12 protein-coding genes are annotated in these 17,057 nt (G+C 61.4%); 9 read left to right on the forward strand and 3 right to left on the reverse strand.

Annotated features, from left to right (window positions below):
• Window positions 1-157 precede the first annotated feature (157 nt).
• The gene (locus FFH90_RS04970) at window positions 158-463 is read left to right on the forward strand and encodes a DUF6388 family protein (protein ID WP_018929491.1); all 306 of its coding nucleotides are present in this window, start codon (window positions 158-160) and stop codon (window positions 461-463) included.
• 51 nt (window positions 464-514) lie between these two features.
• Here FFH90_RS04970 and nadC read toward each other — a convergent pair whose 3' ends face one another.
• Window positions 515-1,363, reverse strand: a complete 849-nt coding sequence (nadC, locus tag FFH90_RS04975; protein WP_019582448.1) for a carboxylating nicotinate-nucleotide diphosphorylase — start codon at window positions 1,361-1,363, stop codon at window positions 515-517.
• A 360-nt stretch (window positions 1,364-1,723) separates the two neighbouring features.
• On the opposite strand from nadC, the gene FFH90_RS04980 reads away from it, so the two are divergent.
• From FFH90_RS04980 to FFH90_RS30595, 4 genes are all read left to right on the forward strand, one after another.
• A complete protein-coding gene (locus FFH90_RS04980; protein ID WP_111454485.1) occupies window positions 1,724-3,931 on the forward strand; it encodes a DUF1631 domain-containing protein in 2,208 nt (735 codons plus the stop codon).
• A gap of 64 nt (window positions 3,932-3,995) precedes the next feature.
• Window positions 3,996-4,571, forward strand: coding sequence for a 1,6-anhydro-N-acetylmuramyl-L-alanine amidase AmpD (ampD, locus tag FFH90_RS04985; protein WP_018929494.1), 576 nt, complete (start codon window positions 3,996-3,998; stop codon window positions 4,569-4,571).
• Window positions 4,568-5,404 (forward strand): regulatory signaling modulator protein AmpE, encoded by an 837-nt coding sequence (gene ampE / locus FFH90_RS04990; RefSeq protein ID WP_086945991.1) that lies wholly within the window; start codon window positions 4,568-4,570, stop codon window positions 5,402-5,404. Before ampD ends, ampE begins: the two co-directional genes overlap by 4 nt.
• A 1,523-nt stretch (window positions 5,405-6,927) precedes the next feature.
• The gene (locus tag FFH90_RS30595; RefSeq protein WP_370741150.1) at window positions 6,928-7,632 is read left to right on the forward strand and encodes a methyl-accepting chemotaxis protein; all 705 of its coding nucleotides are present in this window, start codon (window positions 6,928-6,930) and stop codon (window positions 7,630-7,632) included.
• A gap of 35 nt (window positions 7,633-7,667) precedes the next feature.
• Here the strand turns inward: FFH90_RS30595 and FFH90_RS05000 are convergent, their stop codons facing one another.
• Both FFH90_RS05000 and cra read right to left on the reverse strand, forming a co-directional pair.
• Complete coding sequence (locus FFH90_RS05000; protein WP_138866770.1) at window positions 7,668-8,444, reverse strand: TatD family hydrolase; 777 nt, start codon at window positions 8,442-8,444, stop codon at window positions 7,668-7,670.
• Window positions 8,445-8,447: 3 nt separating this feature from the next.
• On the reverse strand, window positions 8,448-9,443 hold the full coding sequence (gene cra / locus FFH90_RS05005; protein WP_018929498.1) for a catabolite repressor/activator: 996 nt from the start codon (window positions 9,441-9,443) through the stop codon (window positions 8,448-8,450).
• Window positions 9,444-9,744: 301 nt separating this feature from the next.
• Here cra and ptsP point away from each other — a divergent pair, with 301 nt between their 5' ends.
• The 4 genes from ptsP (at window position 9,745) to FFH90_RS05025 (ending at window position 17,008) form a co-directional block, all read left to right on the forward strand.
• Entirely contained in the window at window positions 9,745-12,612 is a 2,868-nt protein-coding gene (gene ptsP / locus FFH90_RS05010; protein ID WP_019582441.1) for a phosphoenolpyruvate--protein phosphotransferase, read from the forward strand.
• Window positions 12,612-13,553 (forward strand): 1-phosphofructokinase, encoded by a 942-nt coding sequence (pfkB, locus tag FFH90_RS05015; RefSeq protein WP_018929500.1) that lies wholly within the window; start codon window positions 12,612-12,614, stop codon window positions 13,551-13,553. Before ptsP ends, pfkB begins: the two co-directional genes overlap by 1 nt.
• A gap of 11 nt (window positions 13,554-13,564) precedes the next feature.
• Window positions 13,565-15,304, forward strand: coding sequence for a PTS fructose-like transporter subunit IIB (locus tag FFH90_RS05020; RefSeq protein ID WP_064616146.1), 1,740 nt, complete (start codon window positions 13,565-13,567; stop codon window positions 15,302-15,304).
• A gap of 162 nt (window positions 15,305-15,466) precedes the next feature.
• Window positions 15,467-17,008 carry an alkaline phosphatase gene (locus FFH90_RS05025; protein ID WP_138866771.1) on the forward strand — a complete coding sequence of 514 codons (1,542 nt, stop codon included), beginning with the start codon at window positions 15,467-15,469 and terminating at the stop codon, window positions 17,006-17,008.
• Window positions 17,009-17,057: the final 49 nt, after the last annotated feature.

Below are 17,057 nucleotides of genomic sequence, written 5' to 3' on the forward strand. Positions count from 1 at the left end.
TATATTCGTTGCCTGCATGAGCATCGCCCAGCAGTTTTCAGATGATCCCGAATGGTTCTGAAGGCCAGACAAACCGGGCTTCAAACGGTTTTTTTGCGTCAGAGAGATCCTTGATGATCCAGATCCATCTTCCATTCCCCAGATCAGCGAGAACGCCATGACCGTTAAAGAATTGACCCAAGAAGCCAGACACGAAGAAGCCCTGAAAAAGTACGTACTGGATGCACCCCAGTTACTGGAAGAGATCAAGGACTTGCCTGCCGACGATCAGAAGGACCAGATCCAGTGGGCGTTCGAGGATGAGGCAGAAGCCCAGGGCTTGCAGCCGTGGGAGCTGACGCTCAAGTACACCTCAACCCCGGAAGAGTTCGAGGCTGCGCGCCTGGCGCTGCACAAGGAAGCGGCCGAGGTATTGGGTGTCGAGTGGGAAGAGTACTGCGAGATGAACAATCTGGTGGTCTGATACAAAAACGCCAGCCTCATCGGGGCTGGCGTTTTTCTTTATGCGAAGAACTCAGAGGCTCAGTCGCATCGACAGATCCACCGCCTTCACATCCTTGGTCATCGCACCAATCGAAATGTAATCCACCCCGGTTTGCGCAATCGGCAGCAACGTACTTTCGTTGATGCCGCCACTGGCCTCCAGTTTTGCCTTGCCGGCATTCAGGCGCACGGCTTCACGCATGTCATCCAGGCTCAGTTCATCGAGCATGATGATGTCGGCCCCCGCCGCCAGGGCTTCTTTGAGCTCCGTCAGGTTCTCCACTTCGATCTCCACCGGTTTGCCCGGAGCGATCTTGTGCGCGGCAGCAATAGCCTCAGGGATGCCACCGCAGGCGGCGATATGGTTTTCCTTGATCAGGAAGGCGTCATACAGGCCGATGCGGTGGTTGTAGCAACCGCCGCAGGTCACGGCGTATTTCTGGGCCAGACGCAGCCCCGGCAGGGTTTTGCGGGTATCGAGCAACTTCACTTGGGTCTGGGCGACGAAATCCGCCAGGTACTGCGCGCGCGTGGCCACGCCCGAAAGCAGCTGCAGGAAGTTCAGCGCGCTGCGTTCGCCGGTGAGCAGCGAGCGTGCCGGGCCTTCGAGGTGGAACAGCGCCTGATTGGGTTTCACCCGCTCGCCATCGCTCACCTGCCAGTGCACGGCGACCCGCGGATCCAGCTGCCGAAACACGGCATCGACCCATGCAGTGCCGCTGATGACGGCCGCGTCGCGGGTGATGATGGTGGCTTTGGCCAGACGTTCGGCCGGGATCAGTTGCGCGGTGATGTCGCCGCTGCCGATGTCCTCGAGCAACGCACGGCGCACGTTGGCTTCGATTTCGGCGGTCAAATCGGCGAGACGTAGATTCGGCATAACGGGCTCCACAAACAAAGTGGCCCGATTATAGGGCCATGGCGCGAGGCAACCCAAGGCATCAACAACCATCCCGTCGTTCGCAAACCTGCATTTGGTCGATTCGCGTGAGCAATTGACTCGAAGCAAGGGTCTTTCATAAACGTCTGTTTCTTTGGGAGCGCAGAGTCTGCTGGCACAAGAGAGGTCTTTTGCAGATAATTCTGCCTTGCATTTGACGTCATAGCTTTGACGCACCTTTGGATTCCCGATTATTGAATGACAGCGGGTGTGCAATGTTCTCCGCTGAACGCCGGCTGTGTGGCCGGCGTGCTCGATCTTTCTTACCGAACCGAAGAATCACCGTTTCAGGAGGCTTGGATGCACAACGACGGGAATGTAGTGCCTTTGCACAAGGCGACTACCGATCAGGCGACTCATTCGCTGCTCGCCCGCCTGCCCGTGATTCTGCTTCAGGTTCGCGACAAAGCTGCCCAACAGCTCAAGCAGGGTTTGCAGGAGCTGTTCGATAACGCCGACGACACCTTGTTCGAAATGGCCGACCGGGCCCGAAACGATGTCGAGCAAAACATTTTCTTCGAAGCCATGCGCGATTTGCGCCTCAAGCGCAAAAGTATCGAGCGCGGTTTTCTCGAGCAGTTCCTCGAGGCTTTCCTCAGACTCACGCAGTGCGACACCTCACAGGCTGCCTTGCCCCGGGCATTGGCTTTCGATACCTCGGCGTCGCTATCCCATGACGACATGGAGCGTAATGTGGCGGTGGAGATCATGGTCGGCAAAGTGCTGAACCGCGATGGCTTCGCCCTCGACCAACTCACCGCCCGACTGAGCACCCTGTTGGGCAAGAAACTGGTCGAACAGCACAACCCCCTGGGGCCGACGCTGCTCTGCGAGTATTTCCTGCAGGCGGGTCGCAACCTGGGGATGGAGATCAAGGTCAAGCTGATCATCCTCAAGCTGTTTGAGCGCTATGTGCTCAGCAACGCCGATCAGCTCTACGCCGAAGCCAATCAATTGCTGATCGCCACCGGTGTGCTGCCGGACCTCAAGCCCGCCCCGGCGCGGCGTGCCACTGATCGAGCGGCTGCCAGTGCTCACGCCGACCCTGTCGAGGCAGGGAGTCGCAGCAGCAATCCACAGATTGACGAGGGGGTGCAGGAAGTTTTCGCCGCCTTGCAGGAGTTGCTGCTCCATGTGCGCGGCAGCGTTGCGCCGACCCTGGAGGTCAGTGCCCAGACCCAGCCCATTTCCACCCGCGACCTGTTGCGACTGCTCTCGCACTTGCAGCAATATGTGCCGGCGCTGGCGGTTCAGGACGACTTCGACCTGCGTAACCAGCTCGAACTGCTGCTGACCCGGGTCAGCGTCAAAAGTGGCAGGTCGCGGGTGGTCGGGGTGGCTGATGAAGACGTGATCAACCTGATCGCCATGCTCTTCGAATGCATTCTCGATGACCGCAACCTGCCGGACTCCCTCAAGGCGCTGATTGGCCGCTTGCAGATTCCGATGCTGAAAGTCGCAGTGCTCGACAAGAGTTTTTTCAGCCGCAGCAGCCATCCCGCCCGGCGCTTGCTCAACGAAATCGCCGCGGCGGCCATGGGCTGGGGCGAGTGCGATGACCATCAGCGCGACAGTCTGTACCTGCGCATTGAGCAGGTGGTGCAGCGCTTGTTGAACGACTTTGTCGATGACCCGGCGATCTTTTCCGAACTGCTTGCGGATTTCCTCGCCTTCACCCATGACGAGCGTCGTCGCAGTGAATTGCTGGAGCAGCGCACCCGAGACGCCGAAGAAGGCCGCGCCAGGACCGAACTGGCCCGTCAGCGCGTCGAGCAGGCGCTGAATCAGGTGTTGGTGGGCAAGGTTTTGCCGCACAGCGTGGTGGTGTTTGTTCAGGAGGCCTGGAGCAAAGTGCTGTTGCTGACCGGCCTCAAGCACGGTGATCAGTCCGCCGAATGGCACGCCGATGTGCAGACCATGGAGCAGTTGATCTGGAGCGTGCAGCGCCATGACGAACCCGATGCGAGCCTGCGCTTGTTGGCGCTGGTGCCAGGGTTGCTCAAGTCATTGCGCGATGGGCTGAACAGCTCGGCATTCGACCCGTTCGCTACCAGCGAGTTTTTCAGCGAGCTGGAAGCCCTGCACGTTCAACTGTTTGAACGTCCGAGCCAGAACAGCACGCCTGTCGAGGGGCCGATAATGGTCGAAGTGCAGGAGGAAATCGTGCTTCGCACTGCTGACGAAGGCCCGGTCGAAACGGCCTCGGTGCGTTTGCCGGAGGGTGATGCCGCGCTACTGCAAGTCGATCAACTGCGCCCGGGGTGCTGGGTCGAGTTTCAGGAAGACGAGGAAAACACCCTGCGTTGTAAATTGACGGCAATCATTGAATCCACCGGCAAGTACATCTTTGTCGACCGTACCGGAATGAAAGTGCTGGAGCACAACCGTACCGGCCTGGCCCTGGAGTTTCGGCGTGGCGCGGTGCGCACGCTGGACGACACCTTGCTGTTCGATCGGGCGCTGGAATCGGTGCTGGGCAACCTGCGGCGTCTCAATCGCGGCAAGTGATCGCGCGCCGAGGGTCTATCGCGGCATACTGGGCGCCAACACAGTCGTCGTTGAAGGAGCCTGTATGCAGTTGGACCCCGCGAGTGGTTGGTGTCAGGGTGTGCGTTTATGCCCTTCGCCCAACTTCAATGCGCGCCCCGAGGGCGAGATTTCCCTGCTGGTGATCCACAACATCAGTCTGCCGCCCGCGCAGTTTCTGACCGGCAAGGTGCAGGAATTTTTCCAGAATCGTCTGGATGTCACGGAACATCCCTACTTTGCAGGGATCGCCGACCTGCGGGTGTCTGCGCACTTTCTGATTGAACGTGACGGCACCGTCACTCAGTTTGTCTCTTGTCTTGAGCGCGCCTGGCACGCCGGCGTTTCGTGTTTTGAGGGACGGGAAACCTGTAATGATTTTTCCGTGGGCATCGAGCTTGAAGGCACGGATGATCTACCGTTTACCGATGCGCAGTATCAGGCGTTGACGACTCTGACCCGACAGCTGCAAAGCGCCTTCACAGGCATCACCGCGCAACGTATCTGTGGGCATAGCGACATTGCACCCGGGCGCAAGACTGATCCGGGACCGGCGTTTGACTGGGCGCGCTATCGTGCGGACCTGGCAAAAGCCGCTCAGGAAGAAGAGGAGCAACAATGAGTTTTCTGGTGCTGCTGTTAGCGGTCTGGATCGAGAAATTCTCGGCCCTGCGCCATCGGGTTCAACGTGATGCGGGTTGGGTGCGTGAGCTGAACAAGCTTGAAGTGAGCCCACGCATGACCAACCGTCCGTGGCTGATACTGGTGGTGCTGGTGTTGTTGCCGGTGGCGCTGCTGGGGTTGCTGTTGGTGGTGCTGGACCCGGTGGCCTATGGCTTGCTGGCGTTGCCCGTGCACCTGTTGGTGGTGATTTACAGTCTGGGGCGTGGCGATCTGCTGGCCGGCCTGGGGCCGTTTCGCGATGCCTGGCGCCGGGAAGACCTGCAGGCTGCCGCCCATGTGGCCAAACGCGACCTGGATATCTGCGCCGACAGTGGCGAGCAACTGCTGGAACGGGTGCAGGGGCATCTGTTGTGGGAGGCCTATCAGAGCTTTTTCGCGGTGATCTTCTGGTACTTCCTGCTGGGCCCGGTTGCGGCCCTGAGCTATCGGCTGCTGGCGCTGGCCGAAGAGCATGGGCAGAACCCGGCCGTGGTCGAGCGCGCGACACAACTGCGCCACGCGTTCGATTGGGTGCCGGTGCGGTTGCTGGCGGCGAGCTTCGCGCTGGTCGGCAACTTTGTCGCGGTCAGCCGGGTGATGCTGCATGAGCTGCTGAACTGGAACATCAGCGCCGCCCAACTGATCGAGAAGGTCGGACTGGTTGCCGGTGAAATTCCGGCGCCGGTGGTCGGCCCGGACGGCATCAACAGCCTGGACCGGATCTGGGAACTGCTGCTGCGCGCGGCAGTGCTTTGGTATGCCGGTTTTGCGTTGTGGACTGTTTTGTCCTGACTCCAATCTACGGACGCTTTTGTGGCGAGGGGGCTCGCCACAGGGGCTCATCCGCTCCAACAACGGCGACCTGTCGTTAACCTTAAGTTACAAAACCTCCCTCCGATTTAGGCTATACAGAGGCAGCGCCAATAGTGGCTATCTGCTGTCTCTGCGCGCCTGCCAATAAAAATAAGAAATCAAAGGGAGACTTCACAGTGAAGAGCTTGCTCTATCCCGCCGTCGCGCTGATGAACCGCCTGAGCTTCGGCATGAAGTTCAGCCTGATCAGCGTGCTGTTCCTCGTACCGATGCTGGTGACCAACTTCTATCTGGTGCGCGACTCCTATCGCGAATTCCAGGGCACCCGGATCGAGTTGCAGAGCCTCGACCTGTTGGGCAGCGGCCTGAGCCTGCGTCGGGACCTGGAGACCCTGAACAACCTGGTACAGATCAACGTCACCCTGGGCCAGTCCGGCAAGGCCAATCATGTCGAATCGACGATCAGTGCCCTGGAGCAAAGCGTCCTGAGCCGTTTGCAGGGGTTGGCGGCGATGACTACTGACCCGGAGCAAATCACGTTTTTCGATGGCAAACGCGATGAAATGATCGCCGCGTTCAAGGCCCAGCAAGCGGAAAACTCCCTGCAAAGCAAAAGTGCGCTGATCGGCAAGTTGCTCGGCAGCGCGCAGATTTTCAGCCAGATCATCGCCAGTCAGGCCGGCCTGAGCCGCGACAACCAGAGCGACATGCGTCAGCTGAGCGAACTCATTACCAACGTCACGCCGGCCGTCACCCAGACACTCGGCGAGGGTCGGGCGATGGGGTCTTACTCGCTGGGGCAGGGTTTTCTCAATTCGGCCTCGAGTACCCGATTCGATGAGTTGCTGGCGCAGATCGAGAAACTTCAGGCCGAATACGGCCTGAAGTTGAAGGACGCTCTGGGCTCCAGTAAAGCCGCGCACGAAACCCTGGCGGCTCAGGCAGAAAGCAGCAAGGCCTCCCTGAAAAAGGCCAGTGAACTGTTCGAAGAACAGGTGGTGATGGCCGACACCCTCGATGCGCCGTGGCAGGCCTTTTTCGATCAGGTCACGGGCCTGATGGACCAGACCTATCAACTCAACGAAGCCACCCTGAAGTTTCTCGGCACCCAGTTGCAGCAGCGGCTGGAGCAGCACCGTACCCACATGGTGTTGCAGGCGGTGGCGCTGGCGCTGGTGTTTGTGTTGATTTTTTACCTCTATGGCGGGTTCTACGCTTCGACTCGCACCACCCTCAAGCGTCTGGGCGCAGTGATGGACAAGGTGGCGGCCGGTGACATGACCGTGACCTTCAGCGCCAACAGCCGCGACGAGCTGGGCGAGTTGGGTGAGGTGTTCACCGGTACCGTGAAGAAAATCCATGACCTGATCGAGCGAGTGGGGCAGACCGTCAGCGAGGTCGAGCGCCAGGCCGGGCAGGTCGAAAGCGTGTCCGCCCAGAGCAACCAGGCGGTAGCGGGGCAGCGTACGCAGATCGAACAGGTCGCCACCGCGATGAACCAGATGTCGGCCACTTCCCAGGAGGTGGCGCGCAGTGCCTCTGCGGCCGTCAGCAGTGCCCACAGCGTCAATGACGAGACCATCAGCGGTCGCGGATTGGTGGAGTCCCAGCAGGGCAGCATCGCTGCACTGGCCAGCGAAATCGATCAGTCGGTGCGGGTGATCAATCAACTGGCCAGCGACAGTCAGTCCATCAGTCGTGTGCTGGAGGTGATCAAAAGCATTGCCGAACAGACCAACCTGCTGGCCCTCAACGCCGCCATCGAAGCCGCCCGCGCGGGCGAGCAGGGCCGGGGTTTTGCGGTGGTGGCGGATGAGGTGCGGACCCTGGCCAAGCGCACCCAGCAATCGACCGAAGAAATCGAGCAGATGATCGCCAAGTTGCACAGCGGTGTCGGTGCGGCGGTCAAGGCAATGGGCACCAGCCATCAGATGGCTAGCGGCACGGTCGGGCAGTCGGAAAAGGTCCAGCAGGCGCTGGAAAACATCCTCGGCGCCGTCGGCATGATCGTCGACCAGAACCAGCAGATTGCCGCTGCGGTAGAGCAGCAGACCGCTGTGGCTCACGACATCGACCAGAACATCGTCGAGATCAACCGCGCCGGCGAGCGCACCGCCGAAGGCGCGCACCAGACCGAGAATGCGAGCCGAGCACTGTCGGCGCAGGTGGTGGAGCTCAAGCAGTTGATCAGTGCGTTCCGGGTTTGATGCCACGAAGCAGATCAAATGTGGGAATCAACGGATTACCAGTTGAACAGCTCACAGGCGTTGGCCGTGCTGGCAGCGGCCAGTTGTTCGGGGCTGATCGCCATGAGGGCAGCCAGTGCCTCGCAGATCGCCGGCAGATGAGCCGGGCTGTTGCGCTGGCCGGGGAACATGGCGGGGGCCATGTCCGGTGAGTCGGTTTCCAGTACCACCGATTCAAGGGGCAAACCGGCAATCACCCGGTGCATGCGCAAGGCTTGTGGCCAGGTCGCGGCGCCGCCGAGGCCGAGTTTGAAACCGAGCTTGATGTATTCGCGAGCCTCTTCCTGGCTGCCGGCGAAGGCATGAATGATCCCCGCTCGTTTCAAGCGAAACCGTTTGAGTGTGGCGATCACCGCTGCGTGGCTGCGTCGCACATGAATCAATGCTGGAAGATTGAAGTCCGCCGCCAGTTGCAGTTGGGCGTCGAACAGCGTTTGCTGACGTTCACGATCCAGAGTTTCGATGAAGTAATCCAGACCGATCTCGCCCACCGCGCATAGCTGGCGATGGCCCGCTAACCGCGTCAGCCAGTCACCGAGTTCGGTCAAATCTTCAGGGCGATGGTCATCCAGATACACCGGGTGCAAACCAAACGCCGCGTGCAGATCGGGATCGCTTTGCACCAGCTCCCAGACCCGCTGCCAATTGGCCTGATACACCCCCAGCACCACCATCCGCCGCACGCCGAGGGCGCGGCTCTCGGCCAGCAGCGCCTGACGATCCGGGTCGAAGTCCGGAAAGTCCAGGTGAGTGTGGGTGTCGATCAGTTCCACGGTTCAGTCCTGAAGAATACGCTGCTTGAACGTCCGCGCGATGGCCTGCACGCCGGGCTGGTAATCGGCCTGTTCGATGGCGGTCACTGCCAGTTCCAGGGCTTTGTCGGCGATCAGTTGATGCTGCTGGGCCATGGCGTTGACCGGCAGCGGCAGGAAGTCCAGCAACTGCGTATCACCAAAGGTGCCTAGGCGCAGCGGGCGGCTTTTCAGCGGGAAATCGTGCAAGGCATCGAACACGCCCTGAAGCAGCACGTAGGAGGTGGTCACCAGCGCATCCGGCAAATGGCCCAGGCGTTGGATCAATTCTTCCATCAGTTGTTTGCCGCACTCACGGCTGAACGACTCGCCGTGCTCGATCAGCGCCTCGCCTTTGAAACCGTTCAGCGCTTCCTTGAAGCCCGCTGCCCGCTCCTGGCTGATACTCAATTCAGGGCGTGCGCCGAGCAGCGCGATCTGTTTTGGCAGCGGGGTCAGCAGGCTGCGGGTCAGGTGCAGGCTGGCTTCGCGATCATCGCTGATCACCGAGCAGAAATGCTCGGGCTCCATCACCCGGTCGATGGCGATGATCGGAATGCCTTTGGCCTGCAACTGGCGATAACTGTCGTCACCGGCCGGCAGGCAACTGGCGACGATCAGCGCATCGCAGCGGCGGGCGCGGAACAGTTGCAGCAATTGCCGTTCGCTGTCCGGCGCATCGTCGGAGCTGGCGATCAGCAGCTGATAGCCGCGCGCCCGGGCGCCTTGTTCCAGCAGTTTGGCGATTCGCGCGTAACTGGGGTTTTCCAGGTCCGGCAGAATGAAGCCCAGGGTGCGGGTGTGCCGACTGCGCAGCCCGGCGGCCTGCGGGTTGGGCGTGAAGCCATGTTGTTCGACCACTGCCCGCACGCGCTCGACAGTGGCGCTGCTGATGCGTTGCTGTTCGGCCTTGCCATTGATGACGTAACTGGCGGTGGTCACGGAGACACCGGCCAATTGTGCAATATCACTGAGTTTCAACCCGGTATTCCTTGTTTTTAGAGCGTGCCCCGACATTTTCGCCAATCCTACCCGATTGAGGCAGGCGACCATTGTCGCAGCACATCCGATAATTGGACTTCAAGGATGAGACATTATCGAGTAACGTGCCTAAGATTCTAGATTAAACGTTTCAGCAGGCGTATTTTCTACGTTATAGGTCGCTTTGGCCGGTTCTGCCGCGAAACCGCCAAAACTGCGTCTGAAAAGGTGTTCTCAAAACGCCTAAGCTGAATCAATCAAAACAATACCTGGCGTCACACGGCGCCAAAAAGGAGAAAGCATGCTCGAGCTCACCATAGAGCAGATATCCATGGGCCAGTCGGCTGTGGATAAAGCCACCGCCTTGCAATTGCTCGCTGACCGACTCGTGACCGATGGCCTGGTGGCCGACGGTTACCTCGCAGGCTTGCAGGCCCGGGAAGCCCAGGGCTCGACCTTTCTCGGCCAAGGTATTGCCATCCCCCATGGCACTCCCGAAACCCGCGATCAGGTATTCGCCACTGGCGTGCGGCTGATGCAGTTTCCTGACGGCGTGGACTGGGGCAATGGCCAGATCGTTTATCTGGCCATCGGTATCGCCGCCAAATCCGATGAACACCTGCGCCTACTGCAACTGCTGACCCGTGCCCTCGGTGAAACCGACCTCGGCCAGGCCCTGCGCCGCGCCAGTTCCGCCGAAGCCTTGCTGAAATTGCTGCAAGGCGCGCCGCAAGAGCTGGCACTGGACGCACAGATGATCGGCCTCGGTGTGTCCGCCGATGACTTCGAAGAGCTGGTTTGGCGCGGTGCCCGTTTGCTGCGTCAGGCCGATTGTGTGAGCAACGGTTTTGCTGGCGTCTTGCAGCAGGTCGAAGCGTTGCCGCTGGGCGATGGCCTGTGGTGGCTGCACAGCGAGCAAACAGTGAAGCGTCCGGGCCTGGCGTTCGTTACCCCGGACAAACCCATCCGCTACCTCGGTCAGCCGCTGAGCGGGCTGTTCTGCCTGGCCAGCCTCGGTGAAGCCCATCAGGCGCTGCTCGAACGTCTTTGCGCGTTGCTGATTGAAGGTCGCGGCCATGAATTGGGCCGTGCCACCAGTAGCCGCGCGGTGCTGGAAGTCCTTGGCGGTGAAGTGCCGGCGGACTGGCCGAGCGCACGCATTGCCCTGGCCAACGCCCACGGTTTGCATGCGCGCCCGGCGAAGATCCTCGCGCAACTGGCGAAAAGTTTTGAAGGCGAGATCCGTATACGCATCGTCGATGGCCACGACAGCGCGGTGTCGGTGAAGAGTTTGAGCAAACTGCTCAGCCTTGGCGCCCGTCGCGGTCAGGTGCTGGAGCTCATCGCCGAACCGGTCATCGCCGCCGACGCCTTGCCGGCCTTGCTGGCGGCCATCGAAGAAGGCCTCGGTGAAGAAGTCGAGCCGCTGCCCGTGGTAAGCCAGCAGCGCGAAGTGCTCGTGGAGGTGGAGGTCGCCGAAACACTGCTCGCGCCAGCGTCCGGCAGCCTGATTCAGGCGATTGCCGCGGCACCGGGGATCGCCATCGGCCCGGCGCATATTCAAGTGCTGCAAGTCATCGATTACCCGCTGCGCGGTGAGTCCGCGGCCATCGAGCGCGAGCGTCTCAAGCAAGCGCTGGCCGATGTGCGTCGTGACATCGAAGGCCTGATCGAGCGCAGCAAGGCCAAAGCGATTCGCGAGATTTTCATCACCCATCAGGAAATGCTCGACGACCCGGAATTGACCGACGAAGTCGAAACCCGCCTCAAGCAAGGTGAAAGCGCCGAAGCAGCGTGGATGACGGTGATCGAAGCCGCCGCCAAACAACAGGAAGCGCTGCAGGACGCGTTGCTCGCCGAACGTGCCGCCGACTTGCGCGACATTGGCCGTCGGGTGCTGGCGCATTTGTGTGGCGTCGAAACGCCTGCGGAGCCTGCGCAACCGTACATTCTGGTGATGGACGAAGTCGGCCCGTCGGATGTGGCGCGTCTTGATCCGACGCGCGTCGCCGGCATTCTCACCGCTCGCGGTGGTGCCACGGCCCACAGTGCGATTGTCGCCCGGGCCCTGGGTATTCCGGCACTGGTGGGCGCCGGCGCCGCCGTGTTGCTGCTGAAACCGGGCACGCCGCTGTTGATCGATGGCCAACGCGGCCGCCTGCACGTGGACGCCGATGCCGCGACCTTGCAGCGCGCCACCGAAGAGCGCGACACCCGCGAACTGCGCCTCAAAGCCGCCGCCGAACAACGCCATCAACCGGCGCTGACCACCGACGGCCACCCCGTGGAAGTGTTCGCCAATATCGGTGAAAGCGCTGGCGTCACCAGCGCGGTGGAGCAGGGCGCCGAAGGCATTGGCCTGTTGCGCACCGAACTGATTTTCATGGCTCATTCACAAGCACCGGACGAGGCCACCCAGGAAGTCGAATACCGTCGTGTACTCGATGGCCTGGCCGGGCGACCGCTGGTGGTGCGCACCCTCGACGTCGGTGGCGACAAACCGCTGCCGTACTGGCCGATCGCCAAAGAAGAGAACCCGTTCCTCGGTGTGCGTGGCATTCGCCTGACCCTGCAACGTCCGCAGGTCATGGAAGCGCAATTGCGCGCCTTGCTGCGTGCGGCGGATAACCGTCCCTTGCGGATCATGTTCCCGATGGTCGGCAGCGTCGATGAGTGGCGCCAGGCTCGGGACATGACCGAACGTCTGCGTCTGGAAATCCCGGTCGCCGATCTGCAACTGGGGATCATGATCGAAGTGCCGTCGGCTGCCTTGCTGGCGCCGGTATTGGCCAAGGAAGTGGACTTCTTCAGCGTCGGCACCAACGACCTGACCCAGTACACCCTGGCCATCGACCGTGGTCATCCCACTTTGTCGGCCCAGGCTGACGGCTTGCACCCGGCGGTGCTGCAACTGATCGACATCACCGTGCGTGCGGCTCATGCTCATGGCAAGTGGGTCGGCGTGTGCGGTGAACTGGCGGCCGATCCGCTGGCGGTGCCGGTGCTGGTGGGCCTGGGTGTGGATGAGTTGAGCGTGTCGGGCCGCAGCATTGCCGAGGTCAAGGCGCGCATTCGCGAACTCAGCCTGACCCAGACTCAAACCCTTGCCCAACAGGCCCTGGCCGTGGGCAGCGCGAACGAAGTCCGCGCATTAGTGGAGGCGCTGTAATGGCCAAGATCTTAACCCTGACCCTCAACCCGGCGCTGGACCTTACCGTTCAATTGCCGATGCTTGTGCCCGGTCAGGTCAATCGCAGCGACGAAATGCACACCCACGCCGCCGGCAAAGGGGTGAACGTGGCACAGGTGCTGGCCGACCTCGGGCATCAGCTGACCGTCAGCGGATTTCTCGGGGAAGACAACCTTCAGGCGTTCGAAACCCTGTTCGCCAAACGCGGCTTCACCGACGCGTTTATCCGCGTCCCTGGTGAGACCCGCAGCAATATCAAGTTGGCGGAAAACGATGGGCGCATCACCGACATCAACGGCCCGGGGCCGCGGGTCAGTGAAGCGGCGCAGCAGGCTTTGCTCGATCGGCTCGACCAGATTGCACCAGGGCATGACGCGGTCGTGGTGGCCGGCAGTTTGCCCCGTGGCGTGAGTGCTCAATGGTTGCGGGAGTTGATCCTGCGCTTGAAAAAACGCGGCTTGAACGTTGCGCTCGACACCAGCGGTGAAGCCTTGCGCGCCGGCCTGTCGGCTGGCCCGTGGCTGATCAAGCCCAACACTGAAGAGCTGGCTGAAGCACTGGATTGCGAAGTGGTTTCCGTGGGCGCCCAAGCCGAGGCCGCAAGCCGTTTGCACGCTCATGGCATCGAGCACGTGGTGATTTCCCACGGTGCCGACGGGGTGAACTGGTTCAGTGTCGGCTCGGCGATGCATGCCACACCGCCCAAGGTCAGCGTGGTCAGCACCGTCGGTGCGGGGGATTCGCTGCTGGCGGGCATGCTGCACGGTTTGCTCAGTGCCGATACGCCTGAACAGACCTTGCGCACCGCCACTGCGATTGCAGCCATGGCCGTCACCCAGATCGGTTTTGGCATCGGCGACGCCGCGCAACTGGCGCAGCTCGAACAGGGCGTGCGCGTGCGCCCCCTGACAGAACAATAAGAGGGTTTGCAATGAAATTAGCCATTGTTACGGCCTGCCCGAACGGCATGGTCACCAGTGTGCTGTGTGCTCGTCTGCTCGATGCAGCGGCCCAGCGTCAGGGCTGGAGCACCAGTGTCGAAGTCGTGGATGCAGCCCATCCGGAACGTCAATTGTCGGCGGCGATCATCGAGGCCGCCGAGTGGGTGTTGCTGGTCACCAGCGCACCGGTGGATATGTCACGGTTTATCGGCAAACGGGTGTTCCAGAGCACCCCGGCCCAGGCTCTGCAAGATGTCGAAGCGGTGCTGCGCCGTGGGGTAGAGGAAGCCGAGGTTTACGTCGCGCCCGCAGCCACCGCTGAACCTGCCGCGGTTGCTAAACAGGCGCCACGCCTGGTGGCCGTCACCGCGTGCCCGACCGGTGTCGCCCACACCTTCATGGCCGCCGAAGCCTTGCAGCAAGCGGCCAAGCGTCTGGGTTACGACCTGCAAGTGGAAACCCAGGGCTCGGTCGGCGCACGCAATCCGCTTAGTGCAGAGGCGATTGCCGATGCTGATGTGGTGCTGCTGGCGGCAGACATCGAAGTTGCCACCGAGCGTTTTGCCGGCAAGAAAATCTACCGCTGCGGCACAGGCATCGCCCTGAAACAGGCCGAAGCGACGCTGAACAAAGCCCTGGCCGAAGGCAAGCAGGAAAGCGCTGCGACCGGCGCCAAAGGCCCGGCCAAGCAAGAGAAGACCGGTATCTACAAACACCTGCTGACCGGTGTCTCGTACATGTTGCCGATGGTGGTGGCGGGCGGTCTGATGATTGCCTTGTCCTTCGTGTTCGGCATCACCGCGTTCAAGGAGCAAGGCACGCTCGCGGCGGCGCTGATGCAGATCGGCGGCGAGAGCGCGTTCAAACTGATGGTGCCGCTGCTGGCGGGTTATATCGCCTACTCGATCGCTGACCGACCGGGCCTGGCGCCGGGGATGATCGGCGGTTTGCTGGCGAGCACGCTCGGTGCCGGTTTCATCGGCGGGATCATCGCCGGTTTCATCGCTGGCTATGCGGCCCAGGCGATCAACCGATATGCGCGCTTGCCGCAAAGTCTTGAGGCGCTGAAGCCGATTCTGATCATTCCGTTGCTGGCGAGTCTGTTCACCGGTCTGGTGATGATCTACGTGGTCGGCAAGCCGGTGGCCGGGATGCTTGCGGGGCTCACCCATTTCCTCGACAGCATGGGCACCACCAACGCGATTCTGCTCGGTGTGCTGCTGGGCGGCATGATGTGCGTCGACCTTGGTGGGCCGATCAACAAGGCGGCTTACGCGTTTTCGGTGGGGCTGCTGGCATCGCAGAGTTATGCACCGATGGCCGCGACCATGGCCGCCGGCATGGTGCCGCCGATTGGCCTGGGCATCGCCACGTTGATTGCCCGGCGCAAGTTCGCCCAGACGGAACGCGAGGCCGGTAAAGCGGCGCTGGTGCTGGGGCTGTGCTTTATCTCCGAAGGGGCGATTCCGTTCGCGGCCAAAGACCCGCTGCGGGTGATTCCGGCGAGCATCGCCGGCGGTGCGCTGACCGGCGCGTTGTCGATGTACTTCGGCTGCAAACTCATGGCGCCGCACGGTGGATTGTTTGTGATGCTGATTCCGAATGCGATCAACCATGCGCTGTTGTATCTGCTGGCGATCGTGGCCGGGAGTCTGCTGACGGCGGTGGTGTATTCGGTGCTCAAGCGACCGGAAACAGTGGAACTGGCGCTGGAGCCGGCTAACGCTTAACAGCCAAAGATCGCAGCCTTTGGCAGCTCCCGGCCAGAACAGTGTTCGACCGCGATATGGCGGCGTACATCGAGCCTGGAGCTGCTGGAGGGTGCGATCTTTTTTGTGTCATACCTGATTCATGCGGCCATGCTTTAGTTTTCCTTTTTCAGGGAGAGCACCATGAGCGAATTCGACCTCGGCCGCCGTCGTGTCATACAAGCTGTCGGAGCCGGGCTGTTGCTGCCCGGCCTGGCGCCGGCGGTGATTGCATCGGTCAAGGATCGGCCGCAACTCACCGATGGTGTGCAGTCCGGCGACCTGTTGGGCGACCGGGCGATGATCTGGAGCCGTAGCGATCGTGCGGCGCGGATGGTGGTGGAATGGGACACGCGCAGCCTGTTCAGCAACCCTCGTCGATTCGTCTCGCCATTGGCCGATGCCGGCACCGATTTCACCGCTCGGGTCGAACTCACCGGCCTGCCCACCGATCAGGCAATTTTCTACCGTGTGACGTTCGAAGACGCCCAGAGCGGTGTCGCCAGTGAACCCTGGTTCGGCCATCTGCGCAGCGCGCCCAGCGCTCGGCGGAATATTCGCTTCGTCTGGAGCGGCGACACGGTTGGCCAAGGCTTTGGCATCAACCCGGACATCGGCGGCATGCGCATCTACGAAGCCATGCGTCTGCGCCTGCCGGACTTTTTTATCCACAGTGGCGACACCATCTACGCCGACGGCCCGGTGCCGGCGCAACTGACCACCGAAAGCGGCCGGGTGTGGCGCAACATCACCAGCGAAGCCAAGAGCAAAGTCGCCGAAACCCTCGACGAGTATCGCGGCAACTACCGCTACAACCTGATGGACGAAAACGTCCGTCGCTTCAACGCCGAAGTGCCGCAAATCTGGCAGTGGGACGACCACGAAGTGGTGAACAACTGGTCGCCGGGCAAGCAACTGGATGATCGCTACAAGAGCAAAGATATCCACAGCCTGGTGGGCCGCGCACGGCAGGCCTGGCTGGAATATGCGCCGATGCGTTTGCAGAGCGCCGACGGTGGCGGGCGGATTTATCGCAAGCTGAGTTATGGGCCGATGCTCGATGTGTTCGTGCTCGACATGCGCAGCTACCGAGGTGCCAATGACGACAACCTTGGTGCCGCCAAACCGTTCCTCGGTCGAGAGCAATTGGATTGGCTCAAACGTGAATTGAAAGGCTCCCAGGCTCAATGGAAAGTCATCGCCGCCGACATGCCCATCGGCCTCGGCGTCCCGGACGGCGAAGTCAGCCCCGGTGTGGCGCGTTGGGAAGCGGTGGCCAACGGTGATCCGGGCCCGGCTCAAGGCCGTGAGCTGGAGATCGCTGAATTACTGGGTTTTCTGCGGGCGCAGCAGGTGCGCAATTTCGTTTGGCTGACGGCGGATGTGCATTACTGTGCAGCGCACCATTACCATCCTGATCGCGCGGCGTTCCAGGACTTCGAACCGTTCTGGGAATTTGTCGCGGGGCCACTGAATGCGGGCAGCTTCGGGCCGAATGCGCTGGATAAAACCTTCGGCCCCGAGGTGGTGTTCCAGAAGGCTCCAGCGGCGCAGAACACCTCGCCGTTTGCCGGGTTTCAGTTTTTTGGCGAGGTGAATATCGATGGGCAGTCGGGGGAGTTGAGTGTCGTGCTGCGGGATCTGGATGGGGTGGGGGTGTTTGAGCGCACGTTGCAGCCGGTTTGAGCGCCGCGTGATTGTTCCCACGCTTTGCGTGGGAACAATCATCAACGGT

Origin of the sequence: Pseudomonas sp. ATCC 43928, from assembly GCF_005938665.2 — a bacterium.
In the GTDB taxonomy this organism is placed as follows: Bacteria; Pseudomonadota; Gammaproteobacteria; order Pseudomonadales; family Pseudomonadaceae; genus Aquipseudomonas.

Bases quoted from the DNA above. Each gene is read 5' to 3' on its own strand.
- FFH90_RS04970 (WP_018929491.1), top strand. From the start codon at position 158: ATGACCGTTAAAGAATTGACCCAAGAAGCCAGACACGAAGAAGCCCTG.
- nadC (WP_019582448.1), bottom strand. From the start codon at position 1,363: ATGCCGAATCTACGTCTCGCCGATTTGACCGCCGAAATCGAAGCCAAC.
- FFH90_RS04980 (WP_111454485.1), top strand. From the start codon at position 1,724: ATGCACAACGACGGGAATGTAGTGCCTTTGCACAAGGCGACTACCGAT.
- ampD (WP_018929494.1), top strand. From the start codon at position 3,996: ATGCAGTTGGACCCCGCGAGTGGTTGGTGTCAGGGTGTGCGTTTATGC.
- ampE (WP_086945991.1), top strand. From the start codon at position 4,568: ATGAGTTTTCTGGTGCTGCTGTTAGCGGTCTGGATCGAGAAATTCTCG.
- FFH90_RS30595 (WP_370741150.1), top strand. From the start codon at position 6,928: ATGTCGGCCACTTCCCAGGAGGTGGCGCGCAGTGCCTCTGCGGCCGTC.
- ptsP (WP_019582441.1), top strand. From the start codon at position 9,745: ATGCTCGAGCTCACCATAGAGCAGATATCCATGGGCCAGTCGGCTGTG.
- pfkB (WP_018929500.1), top strand. From the start codon at position 12,612: ATGGCCAAGATCTTAACCCTGACCCTCAACCCGGCGCTGGACCTTACC.
- FFH90_RS05020 (WP_064616146.1), top strand. From the start codon at position 13,565: ATGAAATTAGCCATTGTTACGGCCTGCCCGAACGGCATGGTCACCAGT.
- FFH90_RS05025 (WP_138866771.1), top strand. From the start codon at position 15,467: ATGAGCGAATTCGACCTCGGCCGCCGTCGTGTCATACAAGCTGTCGGA.